This is a genomic window from Mesorhizobium sp. IMUNJ 23033, from assembly GCF_044778005.1.
Taxonomy (GTDB): domain Bacteria; phylum Pseudomonadota; class Alphaproteobacteria; order Rhizobiales; family Rhizobiaceae; genus Mesorhizobium; species Mesorhizobium amorphae_A.
This window is the reverse complement of record NZ_JBJACT010000002.1, coordinates 12034-32881: the sequence shown is the minus strand read 5'-3', so window position 1 is coordinate 32881 and position 20848 is coordinate 12034. Positions and strand designations below refer to the sequence as shown.

General features: G+C 63.1%; 20 protein-coding genes. 6 read left to right on the top strand and 14 right to left on the bottom strand.

All coding sequences use genetic code 11. The features are described 5' to 3' along the window. Positions 1-208 precede the first annotated feature (208 nt). Entirely contained in the window at positions 209-838 is a 630-nt protein-coding gene (locus ACFX5Q_RS03470; RefSeq protein ID WP_404275405.1) for a TetR family transcriptional regulator C-terminal domain-containing protein, read from the top strand. Positions 839-851: 13 nt separating this feature from the next. Here the strand turns inward: ACFX5Q_RS03470 and ACFX5Q_RS03465 are convergent, their stop codons facing one another. Then, positions 852-1724 carry a helix-turn-helix transcriptional regulator gene (locus ACFX5Q_RS03465; RefSeq protein WP_404275403.1) on the bottom strand — a complete coding sequence of 291 codons (873 nt, stop codon included), beginning with the start codon at positions 1722-1724 and terminating at the stop codon, positions 852-854. Positions 1725-1825: 101 nt separating this feature from the next. On the opposite strand from ACFX5Q_RS03465, the gene ACFX5Q_RS03460 reads away from it, so the two are divergent. Together ACFX5Q_RS03460 and ACFX5Q_RS03455 are read left to right on the top strand one after the other, a co-directional pair. Further along, positions 1826-2665, top strand: a complete 840-nt coding sequence (locus ACFX5Q_RS03460; RefSeq protein WP_404275402.1) for an SDR family NAD(P)-dependent oxidoreductase — start codon at positions 1826-1828, stop codon at positions 2663-2665. Then, on the top strand, positions 2662-3384 hold the full coding sequence (locus ACFX5Q_RS03455; protein ID WP_404275401.1) for an SDR family oxidoreductase: 723 nt from the start codon (positions 2662-2664) through the stop codon (positions 3382-3384). Before ACFX5Q_RS03460 ends, ACFX5Q_RS03455 begins: the two co-directional genes overlap by 4 nt. A 35-nt stretch (positions 3385-3419) precedes the next feature. Here the strand turns inward: ACFX5Q_RS03455 and ACFX5Q_RS03450 are convergent, their stop codons facing one another. The 7 genes from ACFX5Q_RS03450 to ACFX5Q_RS03420 form a co-directional block, all read right to left on the bottom strand. Beyond that, complete coding sequence (locus ACFX5Q_RS03450) at positions 3420-3776, bottom strand: DUF3592 domain-containing protein (RefSeq protein ID WP_404275400.1); 357 nt, start codon at positions 3774-3776, stop codon at positions 3420-3422. A 235-nt stretch (positions 3777-4011) separates the two neighbouring features. Then, positions 4012-4389: a DoxX family protein gene (locus ACFX5Q_RS03445; RefSeq protein ID WP_404275398.1), complete on the bottom strand. Its 378-nt coding sequence runs from the start codon at positions 4387-4389 to the stop codon at positions 4012-4014. Between the two features lie 59 nt (positions 4390-4448). Continuing rightward, positions 4449-4907: a carboxymuconolactone decarboxylase family protein gene (locus tag ACFX5Q_RS03440; protein WP_404275397.1), complete on the bottom strand. Its 459-nt coding sequence runs from the start codon at positions 4905-4907 to the stop codon at positions 4449-4451. A 13-nt stretch (positions 4908-4920) separates the two neighbouring features. Beyond that, positions 4921-5439, bottom strand: a complete 519-nt coding sequence (locus ACFX5Q_RS03435; RefSeq protein ID WP_404275396.1) for an RrF2 family transcriptional regulator — start codon at positions 5437-5439, stop codon at positions 4921-4923. 130 nt (positions 5440-5569) lie between these two features. Next, positions 5570-6883 (bottom strand): NAD-dependent dihydropyrimidine dehydrogenase subunit PreA, encoded by a 1314-nt coding sequence (gene preA, locus ACFX5Q_RS03430; protein ID WP_404275394.1) that lies wholly within the window; start codon positions 6881-6883, stop codon positions 5570-5572. 2 nt (positions 6884-6885) lie between these two features. Then, entirely contained in the window at positions 6886-8250 is a 1365-nt protein-coding gene (locus tag ACFX5Q_RS03425; RefSeq protein ID WP_404275392.1) for an NAD(P)-dependent oxidoreductase, read from the bottom strand. Between the two features lie 114 nt (positions 8251-8364). Then, positions 8365-9093 carry a gamma-glutamylcyclotransferase gene (locus ACFX5Q_RS03420; protein WP_404275391.1) on the bottom strand — a complete coding sequence of 243 codons (729 nt, stop codon included), beginning with the start codon at positions 9091-9093 and terminating at the stop codon, positions 8365-8367. Between the two features lie 176 nt (positions 9094-9269). On the opposite strand from ACFX5Q_RS03420, the gene ACFX5Q_RS03415 reads away from it, so the two are divergent. Continuing rightward, positions 9270-10046, top strand: a complete 777-nt coding sequence (locus tag ACFX5Q_RS03415; RefSeq protein ID WP_404275389.1) for a VOC family protein — start codon at positions 9270-9272, stop codon at positions 10044-10046. A 58-nt stretch (positions 10047-10104) separates the two neighbouring features. Here ACFX5Q_RS03415 and ACFX5Q_RS03410 read toward each other — a convergent pair whose 3' ends face one another. After that, positions 10105-10593 carry a hypothetical protein gene (locus ACFX5Q_RS03410; RefSeq protein ID WP_404275841.1) on the bottom strand — a complete coding sequence of 163 codons (489 nt, stop codon included), beginning with the start codon at positions 10591-10593 and terminating at the stop codon, positions 10105-10107. Between the two features lie 209 nt (positions 10594-10802). Here ACFX5Q_RS03410 and ACFX5Q_RS03405 point away from each other — a divergent pair, with 209 nt between their 5' ends. After that, positions 10803-11195 (top strand): DoxX family protein, encoded by a 393-nt coding sequence (locus ACFX5Q_RS03405; protein ID WP_404275388.1) that lies wholly within the window; start codon positions 10803-10805, stop codon positions 11193-11195. 21 nt (positions 11196-11216) lie between these two features. Here the strand turns inward: ACFX5Q_RS03405 and ACFX5Q_RS03400 are convergent, their stop codons facing one another. Continuing rightward, on the bottom strand, positions 11217-13658 hold the full coding sequence (locus tag ACFX5Q_RS03400) for an FAD-dependent oxidoreductase (RefSeq protein ID WP_404275386.1): 2442 nt from the start codon (positions 13656-13658) through the stop codon (positions 11217-11219). 62 nt (positions 13659-13720) lie between these two features. Then, complete coding sequence (locus ACFX5Q_RS03395) at positions 13721-15259, bottom strand: trimethylamine methyltransferase family protein (protein WP_404275385.1); 1539 nt, start codon at positions 15257-15259, stop codon at positions 13721-13723. Positions 15260-15475: 216 nt separating this feature from the next. Between ACFX5Q_RS03395 and ACFX5Q_RS03390 the strand changes: the two genes are divergently transcribed. Further along, positions 15476-16066, top strand: coding sequence for a transglycosylase SLT domain-containing protein (locus ACFX5Q_RS03390; RefSeq protein WP_404275384.1), 591 nt, complete (start codon positions 15476-15478; stop codon positions 16064-16066). Positions 16067-16085: 19 nt separating this feature from the next. Here ACFX5Q_RS03390 and ACFX5Q_RS03385 read toward each other — a convergent pair whose 3' ends face one another. Genes ACFX5Q_RS03385 through ACFX5Q_RS03375 form a run of 3 tightly spaced genes read right to left on the bottom strand, consistent with a single transcriptional unit; the run spans position 16086 to position 20679 of the window. Continuing rightward, entirely contained in the window at positions 16086-18422 is a 2337-nt protein-coding gene (locus tag ACFX5Q_RS03385) for a dipeptide ABC transporter ATP-binding protein (RefSeq protein WP_404275383.1), read from the bottom strand. A gap of 52 nt (positions 18423-18474) precedes the next feature. After that, a complete protein-coding gene (locus tag ACFX5Q_RS03380; RefSeq protein ID WP_404275381.1) occupies positions 18475-19632 on the bottom strand; it encodes an ABC transporter permease in 1158 nt (385 codons plus the stop codon). Between the two features lie 12 nt (positions 19633-19644). Next, positions 19645-20679 (bottom strand): ABC transporter permease, encoded by a 1035-nt coding sequence (locus ACFX5Q_RS03375; RefSeq protein ID WP_404275379.1) that lies wholly within the window; start codon positions 20677-20679, stop codon positions 19645-19647. Positions 20680-20848: the final 169 nt, after the last annotated feature.

Sequence of the window (20848 nt, the reverse complement as noted above, 5' to 3'; positions counted from 1 at the left end):
TGCGGCCAACGCTTGGTCTTTGCTGCATTTTCGTGCTACGCAAATTTTTGACCGATTGGACAAACGTTAGCACCGCCCTGTCGGCGGTCAAGGGATTACTAGCGGAAATGCGGTATCGGAAGCGCGCTCCACAGGCCGGGGAAAAACTGGTCCAGAGAATTGGTCCAGAGGGCCCGCGCGGCCGCGGCCGGCAAGGATGACGGAGACGATGGAAGGCTCAGCTCCCCGCCGCACCCGCATCCAGCAGGAAAAGCGCGAGCTGATCCTAGAAGCGGCGCTCGAAGTCTTCTCCACCAACGGTTTTCGCGGCTCGACCATCGACCAGATCGCCGAAGCCGCCGGCATGTCGAAACCCAACCTGCTCTATTATTTCCGCCGCAAGGAGGACATTCACGAAACGCTGATGGAGCGGCTGCTCGCGACCTGGCTGGCGCCGCTGCGCGAACTCGACGATATCGGCGATCCCCTGACCGAACTGCGCAGCTACATCCGGCGCAAGCTCGAAATGGCGCGCGATTTCCCGCGCGAGAGCCGTCTGTTCGCCAACGAGATCCTGCAAGGCGCGCCACGCATCATGCCGCTGCTGGAAGGCGAGCTGAAGACGCTGGTCGACGAAAAGGCGGCCATCATCAAGGGCTGGATGCGCGCCGGCAAGATTGTCCGCACCGATCCCTGGCACCTCATCTTCTCGATCTGGGCGACGACGCAGCACTATGCCGATTTCGATGTCCAGGTCCGCGCCGTGCTCGGCGCCGACCGCGGCGGCGACGGCCGTTTCGAGGACGCCGCCAGGTTCCTGGAGCAGCTGTTCATCGAAGGGCTGAAGCCGAAAGGCTAGCCTCGGGCGGAAATCAGGCGCTGCGCCGCTCGGCCGGCAGCGCCTCCAGCAGTTGCTGCAGCTTGGCGATCGAGTTCTGCTCGGCGAGTGGCGTGTAGACGATCAGCCTCATGTCCGAGCCGTCGTCGATCGAAAGGCTCATATGCTCGAAGGCCATCGCGCCGGCGATCGAGTGCCGGACATGCTTCACCCCCGATAATTTCCGCGCCACATCGCGCTGCGGCCACCACGCCCGGAATTCCGGACTTGAGCGTGTCATCAACTCGATCAGCCGTTCGAAATCCGGATCGCCGACATATTTCGCACTCTCGGCTCGGAACGAGGCAAGCACCGAGCGCGCCAGTTGCTCCCAGTCGACAAGCAGGCGGCGATGGTGCGGGTTGGTGAACACCATGTGGACGATGTTGCGGGCATCACCGTCCAGCAGGCCATAGTCACCGAAAACGGCGACGGCCGCCGGATTCCAGGCCAGCACGTCCCAGCGTCGCCCCACGACATAGGCTGGCTGCAGGACGAGGCTCTGCAGCATGTGCAGCAAGGGGCCGTCCACTTTTTCCGGCGTCACGGCACGACGCTCAGGCTGCTGGCGGCCGGCAAGCGTGAACAAATGCCGCGTCTCGGCGGCATCGAGCCGCAGCGCCTCGCACAGCGCGGTCAGCACCTCCACGGAAGGACGCACGTCCCTGCCCTGCTCCAGCCAGGTGTACCAGGTCGTACCGACGCCGGCGATCATCGCCACCTCCTCGCGGCGCAGGCCAGGCGTGCGCCGCCTCTGGCCAGCAGCGATGCCGGTGGCCGACGGCGACAGCCTTTCGCGGCGCGAACGCAGGAAGGCGCCAAGCTCGCGCCGGCGACTGTCTTCGGGAGACTGTGCGGGAGCATCCATAAGCCCATTATAGCAGTATCAATACCAGGATAAATTTTGAACTGTTTGCGCCGCGCCCGGTGCCCCATCTTGCGTTCAGAGCAAACGTGGAGGCTCCAGGCATGGAACTGAAAGACAAGACAGTCCTCATTACAGGTTCGACAGACGGCGTCGGCCGCGTCGTCGCGGAGAGGCTGGCCGCTGCACGCGCCCGCGTTCTGGTGCATGGCCGCGATGCGGCGCGCGGCAAGGCGTTGGTCGCCGAAATCGAAGCCGCCGGCGGCAAGGCCGAGTTTCTTGCCGCCGACCTCGCCTCGCTGGCTGAGGTCCGCCGCCTCGCTGAAGCGGTGCGCGCCAGGACCGACCGGCTCGACATCCTCATCAACAATGCCGGCATCGGCACCGCCGGCGCGAAACGACAGGTCAGCGCCGATGGCTGCGAATTGCGCTTTGCCGTCAACTACCTCGCCGGCTTCCTGCTGACCACAGAGCTTCTGCCGTTACTTAAGGCGAGCGCGCCTTCGCGCATCATCAACGTCGCCTCGGCCGGCCAGCAGGCAATCGACTTCGGCGATGTCATGCTGACCCGCGCCTATGACGGCGTGCGCGCCTACTGCCAGAGCAAGCTGGCGCAGATCCTGTTCACCGTCGATCTGGCCGAACAGCTGAAAGACACAGGCGTCACCGTCAACGCCCTGCATCCGGCGAGCTACATGAACACGACCATGGTCCGGCAGGCGGGCGTCACACCGTGGAGCTCGGTCGAAACCGGCGCTGAAGCCATCCTCAACCTCGCGACATCGCCTGATCTCAAAGGCAGAAGCGGCCTCTATTTCGATGGCATGCGGGAATCCCGCGCCGATGCGCAAGCCTATGACGTGAAGGCAAGACAGCAATTGCGGGAACTGAGCCTCGACCTCGTCGGCCTCGCTTCCACCACTTCGAAGGAAAAGCAGTCATGAGCGAGAAGAATGAACGTGTCGTGATCATCGGCGGCTCTTCCGGCATCGGCCTCGCCACGGCGCAGAAGCTGCTTGGCCCGAACATGAGGGTGACCATCACGGGGCGCAACCAGGAAAGGCTCAACAGCGCATGGCAGAGCCTTGGCGGCGCAGCCGAGAAGGCCGTGTTTGATGCGGCGAAGCCGGACGAGGCCCGCCAGTTCTTCGATCGTACCGGTCCGTTCGATCACCTTGTTCTAGCGGCGAGTGGCGGCAAGGGCCTCGGACCGTTCCAGACCCTTGACCTTGCAGACATCGGCGGCGGGGTCGACGAGAAGGTCCGGCCGCAGCTGTCATGCCTGCAGGCGGCCCTGCCGACCTTGAACAGGAACGGCTCGGTCACGTTCATCTCGGCGGTGTCCGCGCAATTATCGGCGCCTGGTGTCGCCGGCATCGCGGCCGTCAACGGCATGCTGTTGACGGTGGTGCCGATCCTGGCCGTGGAGCTGAAGCCGCTGCGCGTCAACGTCGTCGCGCCGGGCGTCATCGATACGCCCTGGTGGAATTTCCTGCCCGACGATCAGCGCCAGGCCGTGTTCACCGAGTATGCCGGGAAAACGCCGGTCGGTCGCATCGGCCGCGCCGAAGACGTTGCCGGCGCGATCGCCTTCCTCGTCTCCAACGGCTTCGTCACCGGCCAGGTGCTGACCTGCGACGGCGGGTTGCGATATGCCGCGTGAGCGGCAGGGCGAGGATGCTTTCCTGAGAGCGGGGCTCAGTTGGCTGTAAGGCCTGGCCAGAAGGCTAGCGCCATCAGGCCTGCCACGATCGTATACCAGAGCGCCGTGTGAGCCGCCTTCATGACCGGCCGCCCGACTTCGCGCGCACGGTTCGGACGCTGGGGATCATACATCACCTCGACCACCGCCCCGACCGAACCGGTCGCGTCATTAACCGGCAGGTTCGAGTCGAAGCGCCAGATGTGCCCATGGCGATCGGTGAATTCTATGGTCGGGGTGTTGGGCGCGTCGTCCGACATGTCGATCTTCACCACCTTGCCGGTCGCATAGGCACGGCGGCGGCGCAGCACCAGATCGCCATAGGTGTCGGGGGACGACGAGCACGAGGACAAATACGCCGCACAGGAAGCACCAGATCTGGATGTCGCTCGGAGCATAGCCGAACACCTCGGCGAGCGCCCGAAACGGCGACAGCGCGTGGTGGAAAGCCTGCGAAACGCTCCCCCAGAAGCTGTTCCAGCTTTGCTCCATAAAGGCTCCAACAGCGAAACTGCGCCAATCCTAGCAGCCATTCGCGACGAAGCGATTAATGCGGGCGGCGATTGATCCGGCTGCGCCGCCAACTCGTCAAAGCGGCTGCGCCATCAACGACAGGAAGCCGCCGGTCAGAGCGACATTGGCGACAAAGCCGTTGATGCGAGCCGCTCGCTCGGGTCCCTGATGATCCCAGAAATTGTCGAACATGATCGTGGCGACGACCAGGAACAGGATCAGACCTGCGACTGCAAATGTGGTCCAGAAGCCCGCCACGACCAGTCCGCCGGCAACGACCTGCAGGACGATGCCAACCCATAGCGCCGGCCCCGCCTGCGGTACGCCGCGGTCTGTCATCAGTTGGGTCAGGAAGGCCGCGTTCACGATGTTGCGCAGGCCGGCAAAAATGAAGGCGCCGCCAAGCAGCAGGCGGGCGGCAACCAGAATCTCATTCTGAAAACTTGCGAGCATGGTGCTGATCCTCAAACGAAAAAGGCACGCGGGCCTTGCGGCCCGCGCGCCGGCTTGGCTCAGGCGGCCTTCGCTGCTGGCATCGGATGAACGGCATGGAACGGCACGCAAAGCCGGTTCCAGGTATTGATCATGCCGATCGCGACAGACAGCTTGACCAGTTTCTCTTCAGAAAAATGCTCGAGCGTCCGTGCATAGAGCTCATCCGAGACACCGTTTTCGGCGATCTTGGTCACCGCTTCGGTCCAGGCGAAGGCGGCGCGTTCGCGCCCGGAAAACAGCGGCGATTCCTTCCAGGCCGAGACCAGATAGAGCCGCTGCTCTGTCTCGCCGTCGCGCCTGGCCTCGCGGCTGTGCATCTCGACGCAGTAGGAGCAGCCATTGATCTGCGACGCCCTGAGCTTGATCAGGTGCAGAAGGCCTACCTCGAGCCCGCATTCGTCGACCGCCTTGTTGAGCGCCGACACCGCCTTCATGATCTCCGGCGCCTTGGCGAAGAATTGCAGCCTCTGTTTCATCGTCTTTACCCTTTCACGCTTGCTTGGTTGAACTGGATTTTTGCGGTCGCTGATGCCGCGCCACGAAGGCGCAACCCGCCGCAACCGAACGCGGATCGGCATCGCTCTGATAGGCAGCGACAATATCGGACAGCCGGGCCTCGGCGAGCGCGGTGCGATAGGCACGCTCGGCCTTGAGCATCGCGGCATTGATGCCGCACGGTTTCACATAGGCGGAGGCATCGAGCCTGACCGGGCCGCGCTGGCGGATCTCGCCGCAGCGGAAGGCCGGCTCGCGACCCTCCACTGCCAGTACGATGTCGAGCAGCGTGATCCGTTCCGCCGGCCGCGCCAGCCGGTAGCCGCCGGCCGGTCCAGGCACCGATTCAAGAATGCCATCCGCCGTCAGCATGTTGAGGTGCTTCAAGAGATAGCTCGGCGACAGGCCGAAAGCCTCCGCCATCGCGGCGCCCGGCATGGTCGCCGCGCCATCCACGCCGGCGAGCATCGCGGCGCAGTGGATCGCCGCCTCAACGCCCTCACCCAGCTTCATCGTGCCGATTTCCTATTCATGGATATCTTTTATCATGGATAATTCTTATCCGCAATAGCAATCGAAAAAAGCAGCGGCGCCCGCAAGCGCCGCTGCCTTATTGCCCTCGCCCTATGACGTTGAGGCAACCCTACTCCGCCGCCACCTTGGCCATCGGATTGTTCGGATGCGTCGTCCAGTTGGCATAGACCGGCGACACCGGCTTGCCGGTGCGCTGGTCCATCGCACCAGCCGCCAGCGGCTCCATGGTGATGCAGTTTTCCACGGGGCAGACATTGACGCACAGATTGCAACCGACGCATTCGGCCTCGATCACCTCGAAGTGCCTCTTGCCGTCGACCATGCTGGTGATCGCCTGGTGCGAGGTGTCCTCGCAGGCGATGTGGCAGCGACCGCACTTGATGCAGGCGTCCTGGTCGATATGCGCCTTGGCGACATAGTTGAGGTTGAGATACTGCCAGTCGGTGACATTGGGCGTGGCGCGGCCGACGATGTCGTCGAGCGAGGCGTGGCCTTTCTCGTCCATCCAGTTCTCGAGGCCGGCGATCATTTCCTGCACGATCTTGAAGCCATAGGTCATCGCCGCCGTGCATACCTGCACATTGCCGGCGCCGAGCGCCATGAATTCGGCCGCGTCGCGCCAGGTGGTGATGCCGCCAATGCCGGAGATCGGCAAGCCGCGCGTTTCCGGATCGCGCGCGATCTCGGCCACCATGTTCATGGCGATCGGCTTCACCGCCGGACCGCAATAGCCGCCATGCGAACCCTTGCCGTCGATGGTCGGCTGCGGCGCGAAGCTATCGAGGTCGACGCCAGTGATCGAATTGATGGTGTTGATCAGCGACACCGCGTCGGTGCCGCCGGACAGCGCAGCGCGCGCCGGCTTGCGCACATCGGTGATGTTGGGCGTCAGCTTGGTGATGACCGGCATGCGGGTGTTTTGCTTGCACCAGCGCACCACCATCTCGATATATTCCGGCACCTGCCCGACAGCCGCACCCATGCCGCGTTCCGACATGCCGTGCGGACAACCGAAATTGAGCTCGATGCCGTCGGCCTCCGTCTCCTCGACCACCGGCAGGATCGCCTTCCAGGCGTCTTCGACGCACGGCACCATCAGCGAGACGACGATGGCGCGGTCGGGCCAGTCCTTCTTGACCTGCTTGATCTCGCGCAGATTGACCTGCAGGTCGCGGTCTGTGATCAGCTCGATGTTGTTGAGGCCGAGCAGGCGGCGGTCCGCACCCCAGATCGCGCCATAGCGCGGCCCGTTGACGTTGACGACAGGCGGCCCCTCTTCGCCGAGCGTCTTCCAGACTACGCCACCCCAACCCGCCTTGAAGGCGCGGATGACATTGTAGGCCTTGTCGGTCGGCGGCGCCGAGGCCAGCCAGAACGGATTTGGCGATTTGATGCCGACGAAATTGTTGCTTAAGTTTGCCATGCTCATGCCCTCCCGTTCGAGGTCAGTGCCCGGTTGATGCTTTCCGCTGCGTCGCGGCCTTGCGCCACGGCCGAGACGGTGAGGTCGTCACCGCCGAAGATGCAGTCGCCGCCGGCCCAGACCTTCGCCAGCGAGGTGCGGCCTTCCGCATCGACCCTTATGCGGCCGGCTTCGAGTTCGATCGATGCCCCGCTGCCGTTGAGCGCGGCCGGGACAAAACTCTGGCCGATTGCCTTGAACACCTGGTCGGCAACGAGCGTCAGCATCTCGCCGGTGCCGGCGAGCTTGTCGCCGTTCATTGCCGTGTATTCGAGCTCGATGCCCGACACCTTGCCACCTTCGGCAATGACGCGCTTCGGCTGCAGCCAGTGGCGGATGGTGACGCCGTTGGCCGCGGCCAGATCCTGCTCGAAACCTGAAGCATTCATATGCTCCTGGCCGCGCCGGTAGCAGATCGTCACCTCCTCGGCGCCGAGCAGCTTCGACTGCACCGCGGCGTCGATCGCCGTCATGCCGCCGCCGATTACGACGACGCGCCGGCCGACCGGCAGGCCGGAAAGGTCGCTGGCCTGGCGAAGCTCGGCGATGAACTCGACCGCATTGGTCACGCCGTCGGCATCCTCGCCATCGGCACGCAGCGCGTTGACGCCGCCAAGCCCCATGCCGAGGAACACGGCGTCGTAATTGCGGATCAGGTCCGACAGCTGATAGTCGCGGCCGAGCGCCTTCCCGTTCTGGATGTCGATGCCGCCGATCGAGGTCACATAATCGACCTCGGCCTGGGCGAAATTGTCGACGCTCTTGTAGGCGGCGATGCCATATTCATTGAGGCCGCCGGCCTTCGGCCGCGCCTCCAGGATGGTCACGTCGTGGCCATGGCGAGCAAGCCGGTGTGCGGCTGCCAGTCCCGCCGGTCCGGCACCCACCACGGCGACGCTCCTTCCGGTTGGCTCCGGGCGCGGATAGAATTGCCTGTTCTCGCTCATCGCGACATCGGTGGCGTAGCGCTGCAGGCGGCCGATCTGGACCGGCTTGCCTTCCGCCACCTCTCGCACACAGACTTCCTCGCACAGCGTCTCGGTCGGGCAGACGCGGGCGCACATGCCGCCCAGAATGTTCTGGTCGAAGATCGTCTTGGCCGAACCGATCGGATTGCCGGTCGAGATCTGGCGGATGAACAGCGGGATGTCGATCGAGGTCGGACACGCATTCATGCACGGCGCGTCGTAGCAGAAGTAGCAGCGATCGGATTCGACCAGCGCCTCGTGGTGATCAAGCGGCGGATGCAGGTCGGAAAAATTGTCGGCATATTGCTCGGACGACAGCCGGCCGCCGGCAATGCCTTCCTTGAAATGACCAGTCGCCATTCCGGTTCCCCTTGTTTTCGTTTTGGGGAAGGCTAGCACGTTTTATTTTTTTATCAATTGGTCAATTTTCGGCGAAGCCGCTGAAATCCTTCGATAAAAACATGATAATTATAGTCATGTTATAGGAACTGCCGACACGGACTGAGCCCCGGTCTCAACGTGACCATGGATCGACCTGATCTCATCCGCGACCAGCAGCTGAAGCCGCCACAGATTGCGGTCGCGAATGCCGAATTCTTCGAGGTGGCTGACCGTGTTGTAGAGGTACTCCGCTCCGGAGCCGACATGCCCGCAGGCACGCGCCAACACCCTTGCCACTGTCTCCAGCGGCTGGTTGAGCGAGGTGCCCCTGCCGGTCACCCCGACCCAGAAACCCAGCGCCCGCAACGTCCCTTGCGCCGTGCGCACCGGAACCCATCGTACCGAGCCGATGCTCTCGTGATCGTCGATCTCGCGCCGCAGCAGCCTTTCGATCTGCGCAGGCTTCTCACCGTCGGGCAGACAGTAGATCACACCATCGCATCGCCCGCCCCGTTCGAGCGCCAACATCAGGCCCGGCTGCGCCACGCTGCCGCGCCAGCGGACCATGTCGAGGCAGAAGGACCGATGCCAGCCATAGGCGGTGGCACGTTGCCGCTCGACGGACTCGAAGGCTGGCTTCCAGATCAGCGAGCCATAGGCGAACACCCATAACGGCCCCTCGTCGGCTTCATCAGACAGACGCAAGGCCAGAATCCGGAAATCGTCATCGTTCAGCTGCATCCAACTGCCATCAGGGCCGGGATCGGCCTCCTCCCGGTGGCACAGCGCGACAAGCTCTGACGTAAGCGACATCTGGCGCATGGATCGACAACCCCTCGCTGGCAGCAAGGAAAGGCGAAAACCGCAGCGGAGGCAAGACTGGAACAACGGCGCCCTTGCCGTCCTCGATTTCTGGCCCAGATGTCGGATTTCTGTCGCGAGGATCGTCCTAGGATGGATCGACCGCGATCGATGCATGAAAGGTGAGGAGACCGACAATGCCCAAATCCCCCATGCCCTTCTTCTGGTACGAGTTGATGACCACCGACCTCGACGCCGCCGAGGCCTTCTACACCGCAGTCGTAGGCTGGACCGCGCAACCTTTCGACATGGCGCCCGGTATGCCGCCCTACATCGTCATGAATGTCGGCGAGCGCGGCGTCAGCGGGCTGATGACCTTGCCGGAGGACGCCGCCAAGATGGGCATGCCGCCGGCCTGGCTCGGTTACATCCACACCAAAGATGTCGACGCCGCGACGCAATCGCTGAAGGACGCCGGCGGTGCGGTCCACCGCGCGCCCGACGACATTCCGGGCGTCGGCCGCTTTGCCGTCGTTGGCGACCCGCAGGGTGCCACCTTCATGCTCCTGCAACCCAACGGTCCCGACCAGCCGCCGGTGCCAGCCAGCACGCCCGGCCACATAGGCTGGCACGAACTCTATACGTCGGACTGGAAGGCCGCCTTCGATTTCTATTCCGGTCAGTTCGGTTGGACCAAGGGCGATTCGATGGATATGGGGCCGATGGGCACCTACCAGACTTTTGGGGCCGGCCCCGAATCCGGCGGCGGCATGATGAACAAGCCGCAGCAGATCCCGGTGCCAGTCTGGCAGTTCTATTTCAACGTGCTTGCCATCGATGCGGCGGCCAAGCGCGTCACCGACAATGGCGGCAAGATCCTGATGGGTCCGATGGAGGTGCCCGGCGGCAGCTGGATCGTGCAGTGCCAGGATCCGCAAGGCGCACATTTCGCGCTGATGGCGCCGGTGCGCTGATCCGGCCCGATAGGCGTCTTATCGCGCCGCCCGGTGCGATGAGAGCGGCGTCAGGAAATCATTCCGGCGCCAGCACCGCGACCTTGATGCTCTGTTGCTTGGCGCCACTGATTTGGATCGTGGCCGCGCCAGCGGGCAACTTGAAACGCACGCTCTTGCGGATGCCGGGGCAGGTCTTCACGCCGCTGAAAGCCACGGACTTCATCGCCTGGCCGTCCTGAACGACATCGATCCAGGCCTCATCAGACAGACTGACCTGGAGCTCTCCCTCAGGCGGCACGGCCACGTTTGCCGTCGCGCCGAATGTGCCGGCTGCCGGCGCACGTTCCGGCGGCACGGCAAAACTGATCGTGTCGACCGCTGTGAGCATGAAATCCGCCGCTTGCCCGACTGTCAGGGCAGCGCCGGGCTGCGCGGCGGGCGCTGCCGGAAACAGCGCCTGCTCGCGTGTCACCGGCCATTTGAAGGCAGCACAGCCGGCGTCGTCGGCCATGGCGACGCTGGTCCCTGCAAGGATGGCGAATAGGCTGATGGCGACTTTTTTCATGGCAAAGGGAACCCCACATGTTTGGAATATCCACACACCAATACAACCATCGCGATAATAATGCAACCATAGAGAGAACAACACGAACGGGTCAGATTGGCGAACATTTCCAATCACCGATTGTTGATGGCAGGCCGTGGGAAGTGAATGGTCCGTTGCCGGGCGATAATCTATGGCCGGGCCGAAGGCTTGGAAAAATGGAGTTTTAGATGAAGCTTTTTGAAAGTCTTGCCAGATTTCAGCCGCAGGCTCTGGGGGTGCTGCGCATCATGACGGCGCTGCAGTTCATCGAGCACGGCTCGCAAAAACTGTTCAACTTTCCCGTCGGCGAGCAAGCCGGCACCTTGACCGGGCTGATGCTGGCCGCCGCCATTCTCGAATTCGTCGGCGGCATCCTGCTGGCGCTTGGGCTTTTAACCCGGCCGGTGGCGTTCCTGCTCTGCGGCGAGATGGCGATCGCCTATTTCATGGCGCATTATCCGCGCGACTTCTTCCCGGTCAACAACGGCGGCGATGCGGCCATCTCGTTCTGCTTCATCTTCCTCTATCTGGTGTTTGCCGGCGCCGGCGCCTTCGCGCTGGACAACCGCCGCAGCGCCTGACGCGCAGGAGGATGCGTGCCGTCAGGCGCGCATCCTTTCGAAATTCGCATCGAACAGCGGCACAGGTTGCATGCGTGCGGCATGGCGCTTGCCCAGCAATTCGATCTCGAAACCGTCGCTCTCGTCGGCAATCTCCTTCGGCACATAGCCGATGGCGACGGACTTTTTCGAATGATGCGCGTAGCCGCCCGAGGTGACCCAGCCGCGCACGGCGCCGTCGAACCAGATCGGCTCGTCGCCGATGACATCGGCATCGTCGGCTTTGACGATGAAGGTTCGTAAACGCAGCCTGCCGCCTTGCTTGCGCTCGGCAAGCGCCGGTTGCTTGCCGATGAAATCGGCCTCCTTGCCGTAGGCGACGAAGCGATCGAGCCCGGCCTCCAGCGGTCCGTAGATCGGCCGGTATTCGCGCGCCCACGAGCCGTAATTCTTCTCCAGCCTGAGCGAATTGAGCGCACGCGAGCCGAACAGGCCGAGGCCGAATTCCTCGCCGGCCGCCATCAGCGCCTGGAACGCGGCGCGCTGATATTCCGGCGCTACCCACATCTCGTAGCCGAGATCGCCGGTATAGCTGACACGGCCCACCAGGCACGGCGCCATGCCGATGTCCATCCTGGCAATCGCCATGAACGGAAAAGCGGTATTGGAGACATCCGCCCGCGTCACCTTTGCCAGCAAGTCCCGCGCCTTCGGCCCGGCGACGGCCAGGCCTGTCAGCTTCGGCCCCAGCGCCTCGATGCACACCGACCCATCTTCGGGCAGATGCGCCTCGAACCAGCGCATGTGGTACTGCTCGGCAATGCCGGAGCCGGCGACGAACCATTCACCCCTGTTGGAATTGGGGGCGCCAATGTTGGCGAGCGTGAAATCGCCAATCAGCCTGCCGTCCTCTTTCAGCATCGGCGCCAGCGTCATGCGGCCGGGCCTCGGCAGCTTGCAGGCAAGCAGGCGGTCGAGCCATGCTCCCGCACCCTCGCCCGTGACCTTGTATTTGGCAAAATTCGAAATCTCCGCCAGGCCGACGCTGCCACGAACCGACGCGACCTCGCGAGCGACGTGGGAAAAGTCGCTCGAACGCCGCCACGAGAACTCATCCTTGACGCCTTCAGGCGCATACCAGAGCGGCACCTCCAGCCCATAGGAGACACCCCACTGCGCGCCTTTGGCTGACAAAAGGTCGTAGACCGGCGTCGTCTTCAGCGGCCGCCCGGCCGGCAATTCCTCATTGGGGAAGCGGATCGAGAAACGGCGTGAATAGTTCTCGCGCACCTTGGCATTGGTGTAGGCCATCGTCGCCCAGTCACCATAGCGCGAAACGTCCATCGCCCAGATGTCGGCGCCCGGATCGCCCTCGATCATCCAGTTGGATAGCGCCAAGCCAACGCCGCCGCCTTGTGAAAAGCCGGCCATGACGCCGCAGGCGAACCAAAAACCCGGCAGGCCGCGCACCGGACCGACCAGCGGATTGCCGTCAGGCGCAAAGGTGAAGGGCCCGTTGATGATCTGCTTGATGCCGGTGTTCTGGAAGGCCGGGAAATGCCGGAAGCCGACTTCCAGCGACGGCGCGATGCGGTCGATGTCTGGCTCCAGCAATTCATGGCCGAAATTCCACGGCGTCTGGAATTCGGACCATGGCTTGTTGGCCTTTTCGTAGGTGCCCATCAGCATGCCGCCGCGCTCCTGGCGCAGATACAGCTCGCCGTCGAAATCGACCGCGTGGATGATTTCGGTGCCGGTCTTGGCGTTCCAGGCGGCAACCTCCGGCATGTCCTCGGTGATCAGATACATGTGCTCCATCGCCAGCACCGGCAATTCGAGCCCAACCATGCGGCCGACCTCGCGCGCCCAGAGACCGCCGGCATTGACGACATGCTCGGCCACCACCTCACCCTTGTTGGTGAGAACGCGCCACATGCCGTCGGGGCGCCGCACAATGTCCTCGACCTTGGTGAAGCGCTCGACCTCGGCGCCAAGCTTGCGCGCGGCCCTGGCGTAGGCATGGGTAACGCCGGACGGGTCCAGGTGCCCGTCTTCCTTGTTGCGCACCGCGCCGACGAACTGTTTCGGATCGAGCAGCGGCATCAGCTCCGCCGCCTCCTTGGCTGAGATCTCCTCGAGGTCGATGCCGAGATAGCGGCCCTTGGCGACGACGCCGCGCAGCCAGTCGAGCCGCGCCTCAGTGGCCGCCAGCAGCACACCGCCGGTCAGATGCACGCCGGTCACCTGTCCCGACAGTTCCTCGATCTCCTTGTAGAGCGAGATCGTGTACTTCTGCAGCTTGGCGACGTTGGGATCGCCATTGATGGTGTGCATGCCGCCGGCCGCATGCCAGGTCGAGCCCGAGGTCAGCTCATCGCGCTCGAGAAGCACGACATCAGTCCAGCCATGGCGGGCGAGGTGGAACAGCACGGAACATCCGACGACGCCACCGCCAATGACCACGACCTTTGCATGCGATTTCATGGTTTTCTCGTCATTTCAGTGAGTTGGACGAATGAAGTGAATCAGGATGGGAAGATCGGACATCACGGCTCGCCCTGCCCGATCGCTTCCTTGCGCTTGGCCACATAGGCTTCCAGCGCCTCGCGCACGGCGACATCCATCACCGGCTCGACATACTCTTCCAGCGCCTTCTTCCATAGGCGCGTCGCACGCGCTGTGGCGTCGAGCCCGCCGGCCTCCTGCCAGGCTTCGTAATTCTGCCAGTTGGACAGCATCGGCTGGTAGAAGGCGGTGGCGTAGCGCTCCAGCGTGTGCGGCTCGCCGAAGAAATGGCCGCCGGTCGGCACCGCGCCTAACGCCTCGACTGCCAATTCGGCCTCATCGACCACGATCGGGCGCAAAAACTCCATCATGTGCTGGATCATCTCGACATCGATGATGAGCTTCTCGAACGATGCCGTCAGCCCGCCCTCCTGCCAGCCGGCGGCGTGGTAGACGAGGTTGCCGTGGCCGAGCACCGCGCCCCACAACGCCATCAGCGTCTCATAGGCGCCTTGCACGTCGGCGGCATTGGAGGCCGAGCCCGGCGTGGTGCGGTAGGGCAGGTTGTAGCGCCTGGCCAGTTGCCCTGAGGCGATGTTGGCTTTGGTGTTCTCCGGAGTGCCGAAAGCCGGGGCGCCCGACTTCATGTCGACATTGGATGTGAAGGCGCCATACATCACCGGGGCGCCGGGTCGCACAAGCTGCGTCAGCGCCACGCCGAAAAGCGCCTCGGCATTCTGCTGCGCCAATGCGCCGGCCAGCGTCACCGGGCTCATCGCCCCCATTAGCGTGAACGGCGTCACCGCCACCGACTGGCCGAACTCGGCCATGGTCATCAGCCCCTCGGCCATCATCTCGTCGAAGCGGCGCGGCGAGTTGACCGAGATGATGGTGGTGATGCCGGGATCGTCGCGCATTTGGTTCAGAGTCAAGCCCCGCGCAATCGCCATCATTTCGATGCCGTCCAGCGCCCTGCCCCGGCCGATCGCCGAGACATGGAAGCTCTTGTCGGTCAGCGTCAGATTGGTGAAGTAGGTGTCGAGGTGGCGGGAATTGGCCGGCAGCTCCACCGGCGCGCAGACCTGGTTGCCGAGCATGTGGATGCAGTTGAAATGCTGCGCCAGCCGGGTGAGGTCGGAATAGTCGCGCAGGTTTCCGGCGCGGCGGCCGCGCTCCATGTCGTGCACATTGGGCGGTCCGGCGACCAGCGTGAAATTGATGGTGTTGCCGCCGAGATGGATGGCCTGGGCCGGATTGCGCGGCGTCAGCGTATAGGTAGAACGCGTCGTCTTCAGCGCTTCGTCGACCATACCGCGATCGATGCAGACATTCATCGAGGAATGATCGACCTTGGCCCCAGCCTTCTCGAACAGCGACAGCGCCCGCGGGCTCATCACCTCGATACCGAAATTTTCCAGGATGTGCATCGAGGCTTCATGGATCGCCTCGATCTGGTCGGCCGAGAGCATGGCCATCGGCGGATAGGGATTGGTCACCCGTCTCAGCGGCAGTTGCGGGATGGCGGCCGGGCCCCTGTTGCTGGTTCGCTCGGCGCCGCGTTTGCGTCTTGGTTCGGTCATGGCCCCATCAAAGCGCCGGCGCGGCGATAGCGATGTCAGAAATCCGCCGTTTGCAGGCGAGATTTTAGCCAAGGCGGCATTTCCGAAATTGCATGGAGATAAACGCGACAGAGCAGGTCGAAATATCGATACCGATCCAGATGGGCGCACGGAAGCCGCGGGCCGTTAAGAAACGCTGCAAGAATCCCTTTATGTTTTCCGCCTATTCGTCTGCCAATGCGTAGATCGAGTTTTAGTAAAATTGTAGCCGTCACCGTGCTGCTGGCGCTTTCCGCCTGCGCGACGCCGCCGAACCATATCAACGATGTCTGCGCCGTCTTCGACCAGAATGACGGCTGGTTTGACAACTGGCAGGCGGCGGCCGAACGTGCCGAGCAGAAATACGGCATACCGGTTCCCGTGCTGATGGCGACGGTGCGCAAGGAATCCGGCTTCAAGAGCAATGCCAGGCCACCGCGCACCAAGCTGCTTGGCTTCATCCCGTGGAAGCATGTCTCCTCGGCCACCGGATTCTCGCAGGCGCTAGACGGCACCTGGGCGCAATATCAGAGCGAGACCGGCAACTGGGCGGCGCGGCGGACAAAATTTGCCGACGCGGTCGATTTCGTCGGCTGGTATCATTCCAAGACATCGGACACGCTCGGCGTCGCGCGCAACGACATCTACAATCTCTATCTGGCCTACTATCTCGGCTGGACCGCCTATGGTCGCGGCAACCGTGGCGATGCCGGCGTTCAGGGCTATGCGCGGGCAACCGAAAAGATGGCCCGCGACTATGCCGTTCAGTTGCAACAATGCGGAAATTAACGCATCGCCTTCCGCGGGGTTAGCGCGGCTTCTTGGGACGGGCAGGCTTTGCAGCGCCTCCGGTTTCTGAAACCTCGTCGCGAATCTCGTGGCGACGGGCTCGCGCAACAGCCTCAGTCTTCTCGACAGCCTCCCCGATCTCGTCGGCTTTTGCACTGGCCCTCTTGCCGCGCGGACGCTTGGGCGCCGGTCCGGCAAATCCCGGGCCACTGCCGTGCGGCGCATCTTCCGGCACGCCCTCATGCGCGGCGTGCTCCTTGTCGAACTTGATCACCGGCTCCATCTTGGCCAGCACGTCGTCGGCAAGCCAGCACAGGCTCATATGGCCGTCGCCGAGATTCTTCACCGGCGGCACCTTGGTCTCGCAGAGATTGTCCGGCACCAGCTTCTTGTAGCCGCAGCGCGTCTGGAACGGGCACCCGCTCGGCGGGTTCATTGCCGACGGGATGTCGCCCTCGAGCACGATGTGCTTCTTGACCACGCTGGTGTCGGCAATCGGGATCGCCGACAGCAGCGCCTCGGTATAGGGGTGATAGGGCGGCGCGAAGATCTGGTCGGTCGTGCCCTGCTCGACGATATAGCCGAGATACATGACGACGACGCGGTCGGCGATGTAGCGCACGACAGACAGGTCGTGGCTGATGAACAGCATCGTCGTCTTGTTCTTGCGCTGGATGTCCATCAAGAGTTCGGTCACCGCCGCCTGCACCGAGACGTCGAGGGCCGAGACCGGCTCGTCGGCCACCACCACCTTGGCGTCGCCGGCAAAGGCGCGCGCCACGCCGATACGCTGCTTCTGCCCGCCTGACAGTTGGCGCGGCTTGCGGGTCTCGAACGCTCGCGGCAGCTTCACCAGGTCGAGCAGTTCCAGCATCCGCTTGCGACGCTCGGCGACATTGTTGCCGACATTGAATTTTTCCAACGTACGGATGATCTGCGAGCCGACCGTGTGGCTGGGATTGAGCGTATCGAACGGATTCTGGAACACCATCTGGATCGACGACACGGTCTCGACACTGCGCTTCTCGATGCCCGTCGACTGGATTTCCTTGTTGCCGAGCGTCACACTGCCGGAACTCGCCGTTTCCAGGCCGAGCAGCACCTTGGCCAGCGTCGACTTTCCGCAGCCAGATTCACCGACGATGGCCACCGTCTCGGATTCGCGCGCCATGAAGGAGATCGTTTCGTTGGCCTTGACGACGCGGCCCTCGCTCGAACCGAACACCTCGCTGCCGCCGACCTTGTAGTATTTCCTCAGATCCTCGATCTTGAGCACCGGCGCGCCGGGCACGACGCGCTCGTTGACCTTCTTGGCGCCCGGAGGCAGCGCTTCCCAGTCGATCTCGTTGAAGCGCACGCAGCGCGAAAAATGCCCTTCGTGACCCTCGACCTCGATCATCGGGATCTCGGCGGCGTTGCAGACGCCTTCGACGAAATGGTGGCAGCGCGGGCCGAAATTGCAGCCCTTGGGCCGCTCGTGCGGCAGCGGCAATTGCCCGGGGATCGAGATCAGCGGCCGCGAATTCTTGTCGGCGCCGGGCAGCGGGATCGAGCGGAACAACCCCTGCGTATAGGGATGGCGCATCCGATCGAACACGTCCTTGATCTTGCCGGTCTCCACTGCTTCGCCCGAATACATCACCGTGATGCGGTCGCAAGTCTCGAGGATCAGGCCGAGATTGTGCGACACGAAGATCATCGACGTGCCGAACTTCTCGCCGAGCCCCTTGACCAGGTCGACGATGCCGGCCTCCACCGTCACGTCAAGCGCCGTCGTCGGCTCGTCGAGCAGAAGCAGCGCCGGCTTCGAGAGCAGCGCCATGGCGATGACGATGCGTTGCTGCTGGCCGCCGGAAAGCTGGTGCGGATAGGACCGCATCATGCGCTCGGGATCGGGCAGCCTGACCGAGCGCACCATGTCGAGCGCTCGGCTGTAAGCCTCTTCCTTCGACACCTTGTCGTGGATCAGCGGCACTTCCATCAATTGCTGGCCGACCTTCATCGCCGGATTGAGGCTGGCCATCGGCTCCTGGTAGATCATCGCGATCTTGTTGCCGCGGATGGCGCGCAGTTCCTCGTCGGACAGTTCGCCCATGTCCTTGCCCTGGAACTTGATCTTGCCGCCGACGATCTTTCCGATGTTGGAGAGGTCGCGCATGATGCCGAGCGACACGGTCGACTTGCCGCAACCGGATTCGCCGACGATGCCCATGGCTTCGCCGGGCATGACCGTGCAGGAGAAATCCATGACGGCCGGTATCTCGCCCTTGCGGGTGAAGAAGGAGATCGACAGGTTTTCGATCTCGATGATCGGCCCATCGGTCGGCTTGCCGGGATTTCGAACTGCCTCATTCATGGGTCGCTCCAATCCAATTTTTGTCAGGCACGTCGGGTCGAGGACCCGTCGATCAGTCTTTCATCGATTGTTCGCGCAGCGAGTCGGCCAACAGGTTGAGCCCCAGCACGAACGACATCAGCGCGATCGTCGGCGGCAAAGCCGGGTGGATGAAGGACCGCAGCAGGCGGCTGGCGTCCTTGATCGCGGTGCCCCAGTCCGGGCTTTCCGGCGCCAGTCCGAGGCCGAAGTAGCCCAGCGTGCCGAGCAGGATCGTGGTGTAGCCGATACGCAGGCAGGCATCGACGATCAGCGGTCCGCGCGCATTGGGCAGGATCTCCCACAGCATGATGTACCAGGGCGATTCACCGCGCGTCTGCGCCGCCGCCACATAGTCGCGCGTCTTGATGTCCATGGTCAGGCCGCGCACGATGCGGAACACGCCGGGGCTGGAGGCAAACACCACCGCCACGAAGATGTTGAGCTGGTTGGGATCGATGTGGACGATCCTGAGCGGATCGGCGTCGAAGACGAGGCCGGCATAGATCCAGCCGCCGATGACAAGCGTCAGCCCAAGCAGGATGTAGAGGCGATCGGGCCGGTTCTTGTAGCGCGTCCAGAACAGCACGCTGAAGAAGATGATCGGGAACAGGAAGAACAGTCCGGCCATGGCATAGGGGATCGGCGTGTCCATGATGCCCGGCGTCACCAGCAGGTAGAACAAAAGGATCACCGGGAAGGCCAGCACCAGGTTGGCCAGGAAGGACAGTACCGTGTCGATCCTGCCGCCATAATAGCCGGCCGGCAGCCCGAGCGTGATGCCGACCATCAGCGCAAAGCCGGTCGCCGCCGGCGCGATGATCAGCACGATCTGGCTGCCAAAGACCATGCGGGAAAACACGTCGCGCGCCAGCTTGTCGCCGCCGAAATAGTAGACGAGCTTCGATACCGGCTCGATCCCGCCCGGCAGCGCGTCCTTCATGATCGGCACCTGGGCGAGCGGGTCGAAGGGCGCAACGGTCGACGCAAAGATCGCCGTGAACAGCCAGAACAGGCAGATGCCGACGCCGACAATGCCGACGCTGCTATCGAACAGCTGACCATAGAGGCCGAGCTTCTTCTTGTAGGCGAAGCTCGCGCCCATGACGATGGCAAGACCGATCCAGACCGGCCAGAACCGCCCGATCACACCGAGGATGACATTGAAGGCGCTTATATATTCGACCTGCATCCGCCCGATCCCCTACTGCACTCTGATACGCGGATTGAGAAACGCGTAGCCGACGTCTGAAATGAGCTGCGTGATCAGCACGATGAACACCGAGACCAGCGAGCAGCCGAGCAAAAGGTCGATGTCGTTATTGCCGGCGGCCTCGACCAGCGTATAGCCGAAGCCCTGGTAGCGGAACATCACCTCGACGATGACGACGCCGGTGAGCAGCCAGGGAAACTGCAACATGATGACGGTGAATGGCGCAATCAGCGCGTTACGCAGTGCGTGCTTGACCACGACGCTGCCGAAGGAGAGGCCCTTCAGCCGCGCTGTGCGGATGTATTGCTGCGTCATCACCTCGACCATCGAGGCGCGCGTCATGCGCGCGATATAGCCGATGCCGTAGATCGCCAGCGTCATCACCGGCAGCGTGAAATTGTAGAAGGTGATGCCTTGGCTGGCCGAGGCCGCCGAGCCATTCAGCCAGCCGAGCCAGGACGCGAAGATGACAGTGAAGATGACGCCCGACACATATTCGGGCGTCGCCGTCGAGGCAATCGAGGCGACCGATAGCGTCCGGTCCGTTCGCGAACCCTCGCGCATGCCGGCAAGGATGCCGATCAGCAGCGAGATCGGCACCATGACCAGCAGGACGCAAAGCATCAGGATGCCGGTGGCGCTAAGCGCTGGAAAGAGCTTTGACGCCACTGCCGTCTTGAACTTGGTCGAGCAACCGAAATCGCCCTGCAGGATACCGGAATATGTCGGCACAAGCGGATCGTTGCAGAAGGAGAACCGCTGGGCCGGCTTGCCTGTCGCGGCATCGGTCACCGGCTGCTTGGGCATCACGCCGAGCCATTGGCCATAGCGGACGAAGAAGTTCTGGCGGTAGCCGTGTTCCTCCAACCAGCTTTCGAGCTGCTCGGCCGATGTATGCATTTCGGTCTGGCTGATCGCCAGCTTCTTCAAATTCGGATCGAGGTTGATCAGGAAGAAGACGATGATCGTCAGGCACAGCATCGTCAATGCCATGGTGCCCAGGCGCCTGATAACGAAAGAAAGCATGGCGGTCCCCTGCCGGTCTGGTTGGGGTTGTAGCCAGCTTCGAAAACCAGCCCTACCGTTGCCGGCAGAGTTGGCTGTCAAACCGGCCCTCGGATGCGATCAACCCTGTTTTATTGCACGATCTTTCCCGAAGAGTCCGCAACTTTTTTGCTGCGCCGGCTTCTGGTTC

What these genes read in the sequence shown, in the direction of transcription:
- ACFX5Q_RS03470 (WP_404275405.1), top strand. Translation starts at nt 209, where the DNA reads ATGGAAGGCTCAGCTCCCCGCCGCACCCGCATCCAGCAGGAAAAGCGC.
- ACFX5Q_RS03465 (WP_404275403.1), bottom strand. Translation starts at nt 1,724, where the DNA reads ATGGATGCTCCCGCACAGTCTCCCGAAGACAGTCGCCGGCGCGAGCTT.
- ACFX5Q_RS03460 (WP_404275402.1), top strand. Translation starts at nt 1,826, where the DNA reads ATGGAACTGAAAGACAAGACAGTCCTCATTACAGGTTCGACAGACGGC.
- ACFX5Q_RS03455 (WP_404275401.1), top strand. Translation starts at nt 2,662, where the DNA reads ATGAGCGAGAAGAATGAACGTGTCGTGATCATCGGCGGCTCTTCCGGC.
- ACFX5Q_RS03445 (WP_404275398.1), bottom strand. Translation starts at nt 4,389, where the DNA reads ATGCTCGCAAGTTTTCAGAATGAGATTCTGGTTGCCGCCCGCCTGCTG.
- ACFX5Q_RS03440 (WP_404275397.1), bottom strand. Translation starts at nt 4,907, where the DNA reads ATGAAACAGAGGCTGCAATTCTTCGCCAAGGCGCCGGAGATCATGAAG.
- ACFX5Q_RS03435 (WP_404275396.1), bottom strand. Translation starts at nt 5,439, where the DNA reads ATGAAGCTGGGTGAGGGCGTTGAGGCGGCGATCCACTGCGCCGCGATG.
- preA (WP_404275394.1), bottom strand. Translation starts at nt 6,883, where the DNA reads ATGGCAAACTTAAGCAACAATTTCGTCGGCATCAAATCGCCAAATCCG.
- ACFX5Q_RS03425 (WP_404275392.1), bottom strand. Translation starts at nt 8,250, where the DNA reads ATGGCGACTGGTCATTTCAAGGAAGGCATTGCCGGCGGCCGGCTGTCG.
- ACFX5Q_RS03420 (WP_404275391.1), bottom strand. Translation starts at nt 9,093, where the DNA reads ATGCGCCAGATGTCGCTTACGTCAGAGCTTGTCGCGCTGTGCCACCGG.
- ACFX5Q_RS03415 (WP_404275389.1), top strand. Translation starts at nt 9,270, where the DNA reads ATGCCCAAATCCCCCATGCCCTTCTTCTGGTACGAGTTGATGACCACC.
- ACFX5Q_RS03410 (WP_404275841.1), bottom strand. Translation starts at nt 10,593, where the DNA reads ATGAAAAAAGTCGCCATCAGCCTATTCGCCATCCTTGCAGGGACCAGC.
- ACFX5Q_RS03405 (WP_404275388.1), top strand. Translation starts at nt 10,803, where the DNA reads ATGAAGCTTTTTGAAAGTCTTGCCAGATTTCAGCCGCAGGCTCTGGGG.
- ACFX5Q_RS03400 (WP_404275386.1), bottom strand. Translation starts at nt 13,658, where the DNA reads ATGAAATCGCATGCAAAGGTCGTGGTCATTGGCGGTGGCGTCGTCGGA.
- ACFX5Q_RS03395 (WP_404275385.1), bottom strand. Translation starts at nt 15,259, where the DNA reads ATGACCGAACCAAGACGCAAACGCGGCGCCGAGCGAACCAGCAACAGG.
- ACFX5Q_RS03390 (WP_404275384.1), top strand. Translation starts at nt 15,476, where the DNA reads ATGCGTAGATCGAGTTTTAGTAAAATTGTAGCCGTCACCGTGCTGCTG.
- ACFX5Q_RS03385 (WP_404275383.1), bottom strand. Translation starts at nt 18,422, where the DNA reads ATGAATGAGGCAGTTCGAAATCCCGGCAAGCCGACCGATGGGCCGATC.
- ACFX5Q_RS03380 (WP_404275381.1), bottom strand. Translation starts at nt 19,632, where the DNA reads ATGCAGGTCGAATATATAAGCGCCTTCAATGTCATCCTCGGTGTGATC.
- ACFX5Q_RS03375 (WP_404275379.1), bottom strand. Translation starts at nt 20,679, where the DNA reads ATGCTTTCTTTCGTTATCAGGCGCCTGGGCACCATGGCATTGACGATG.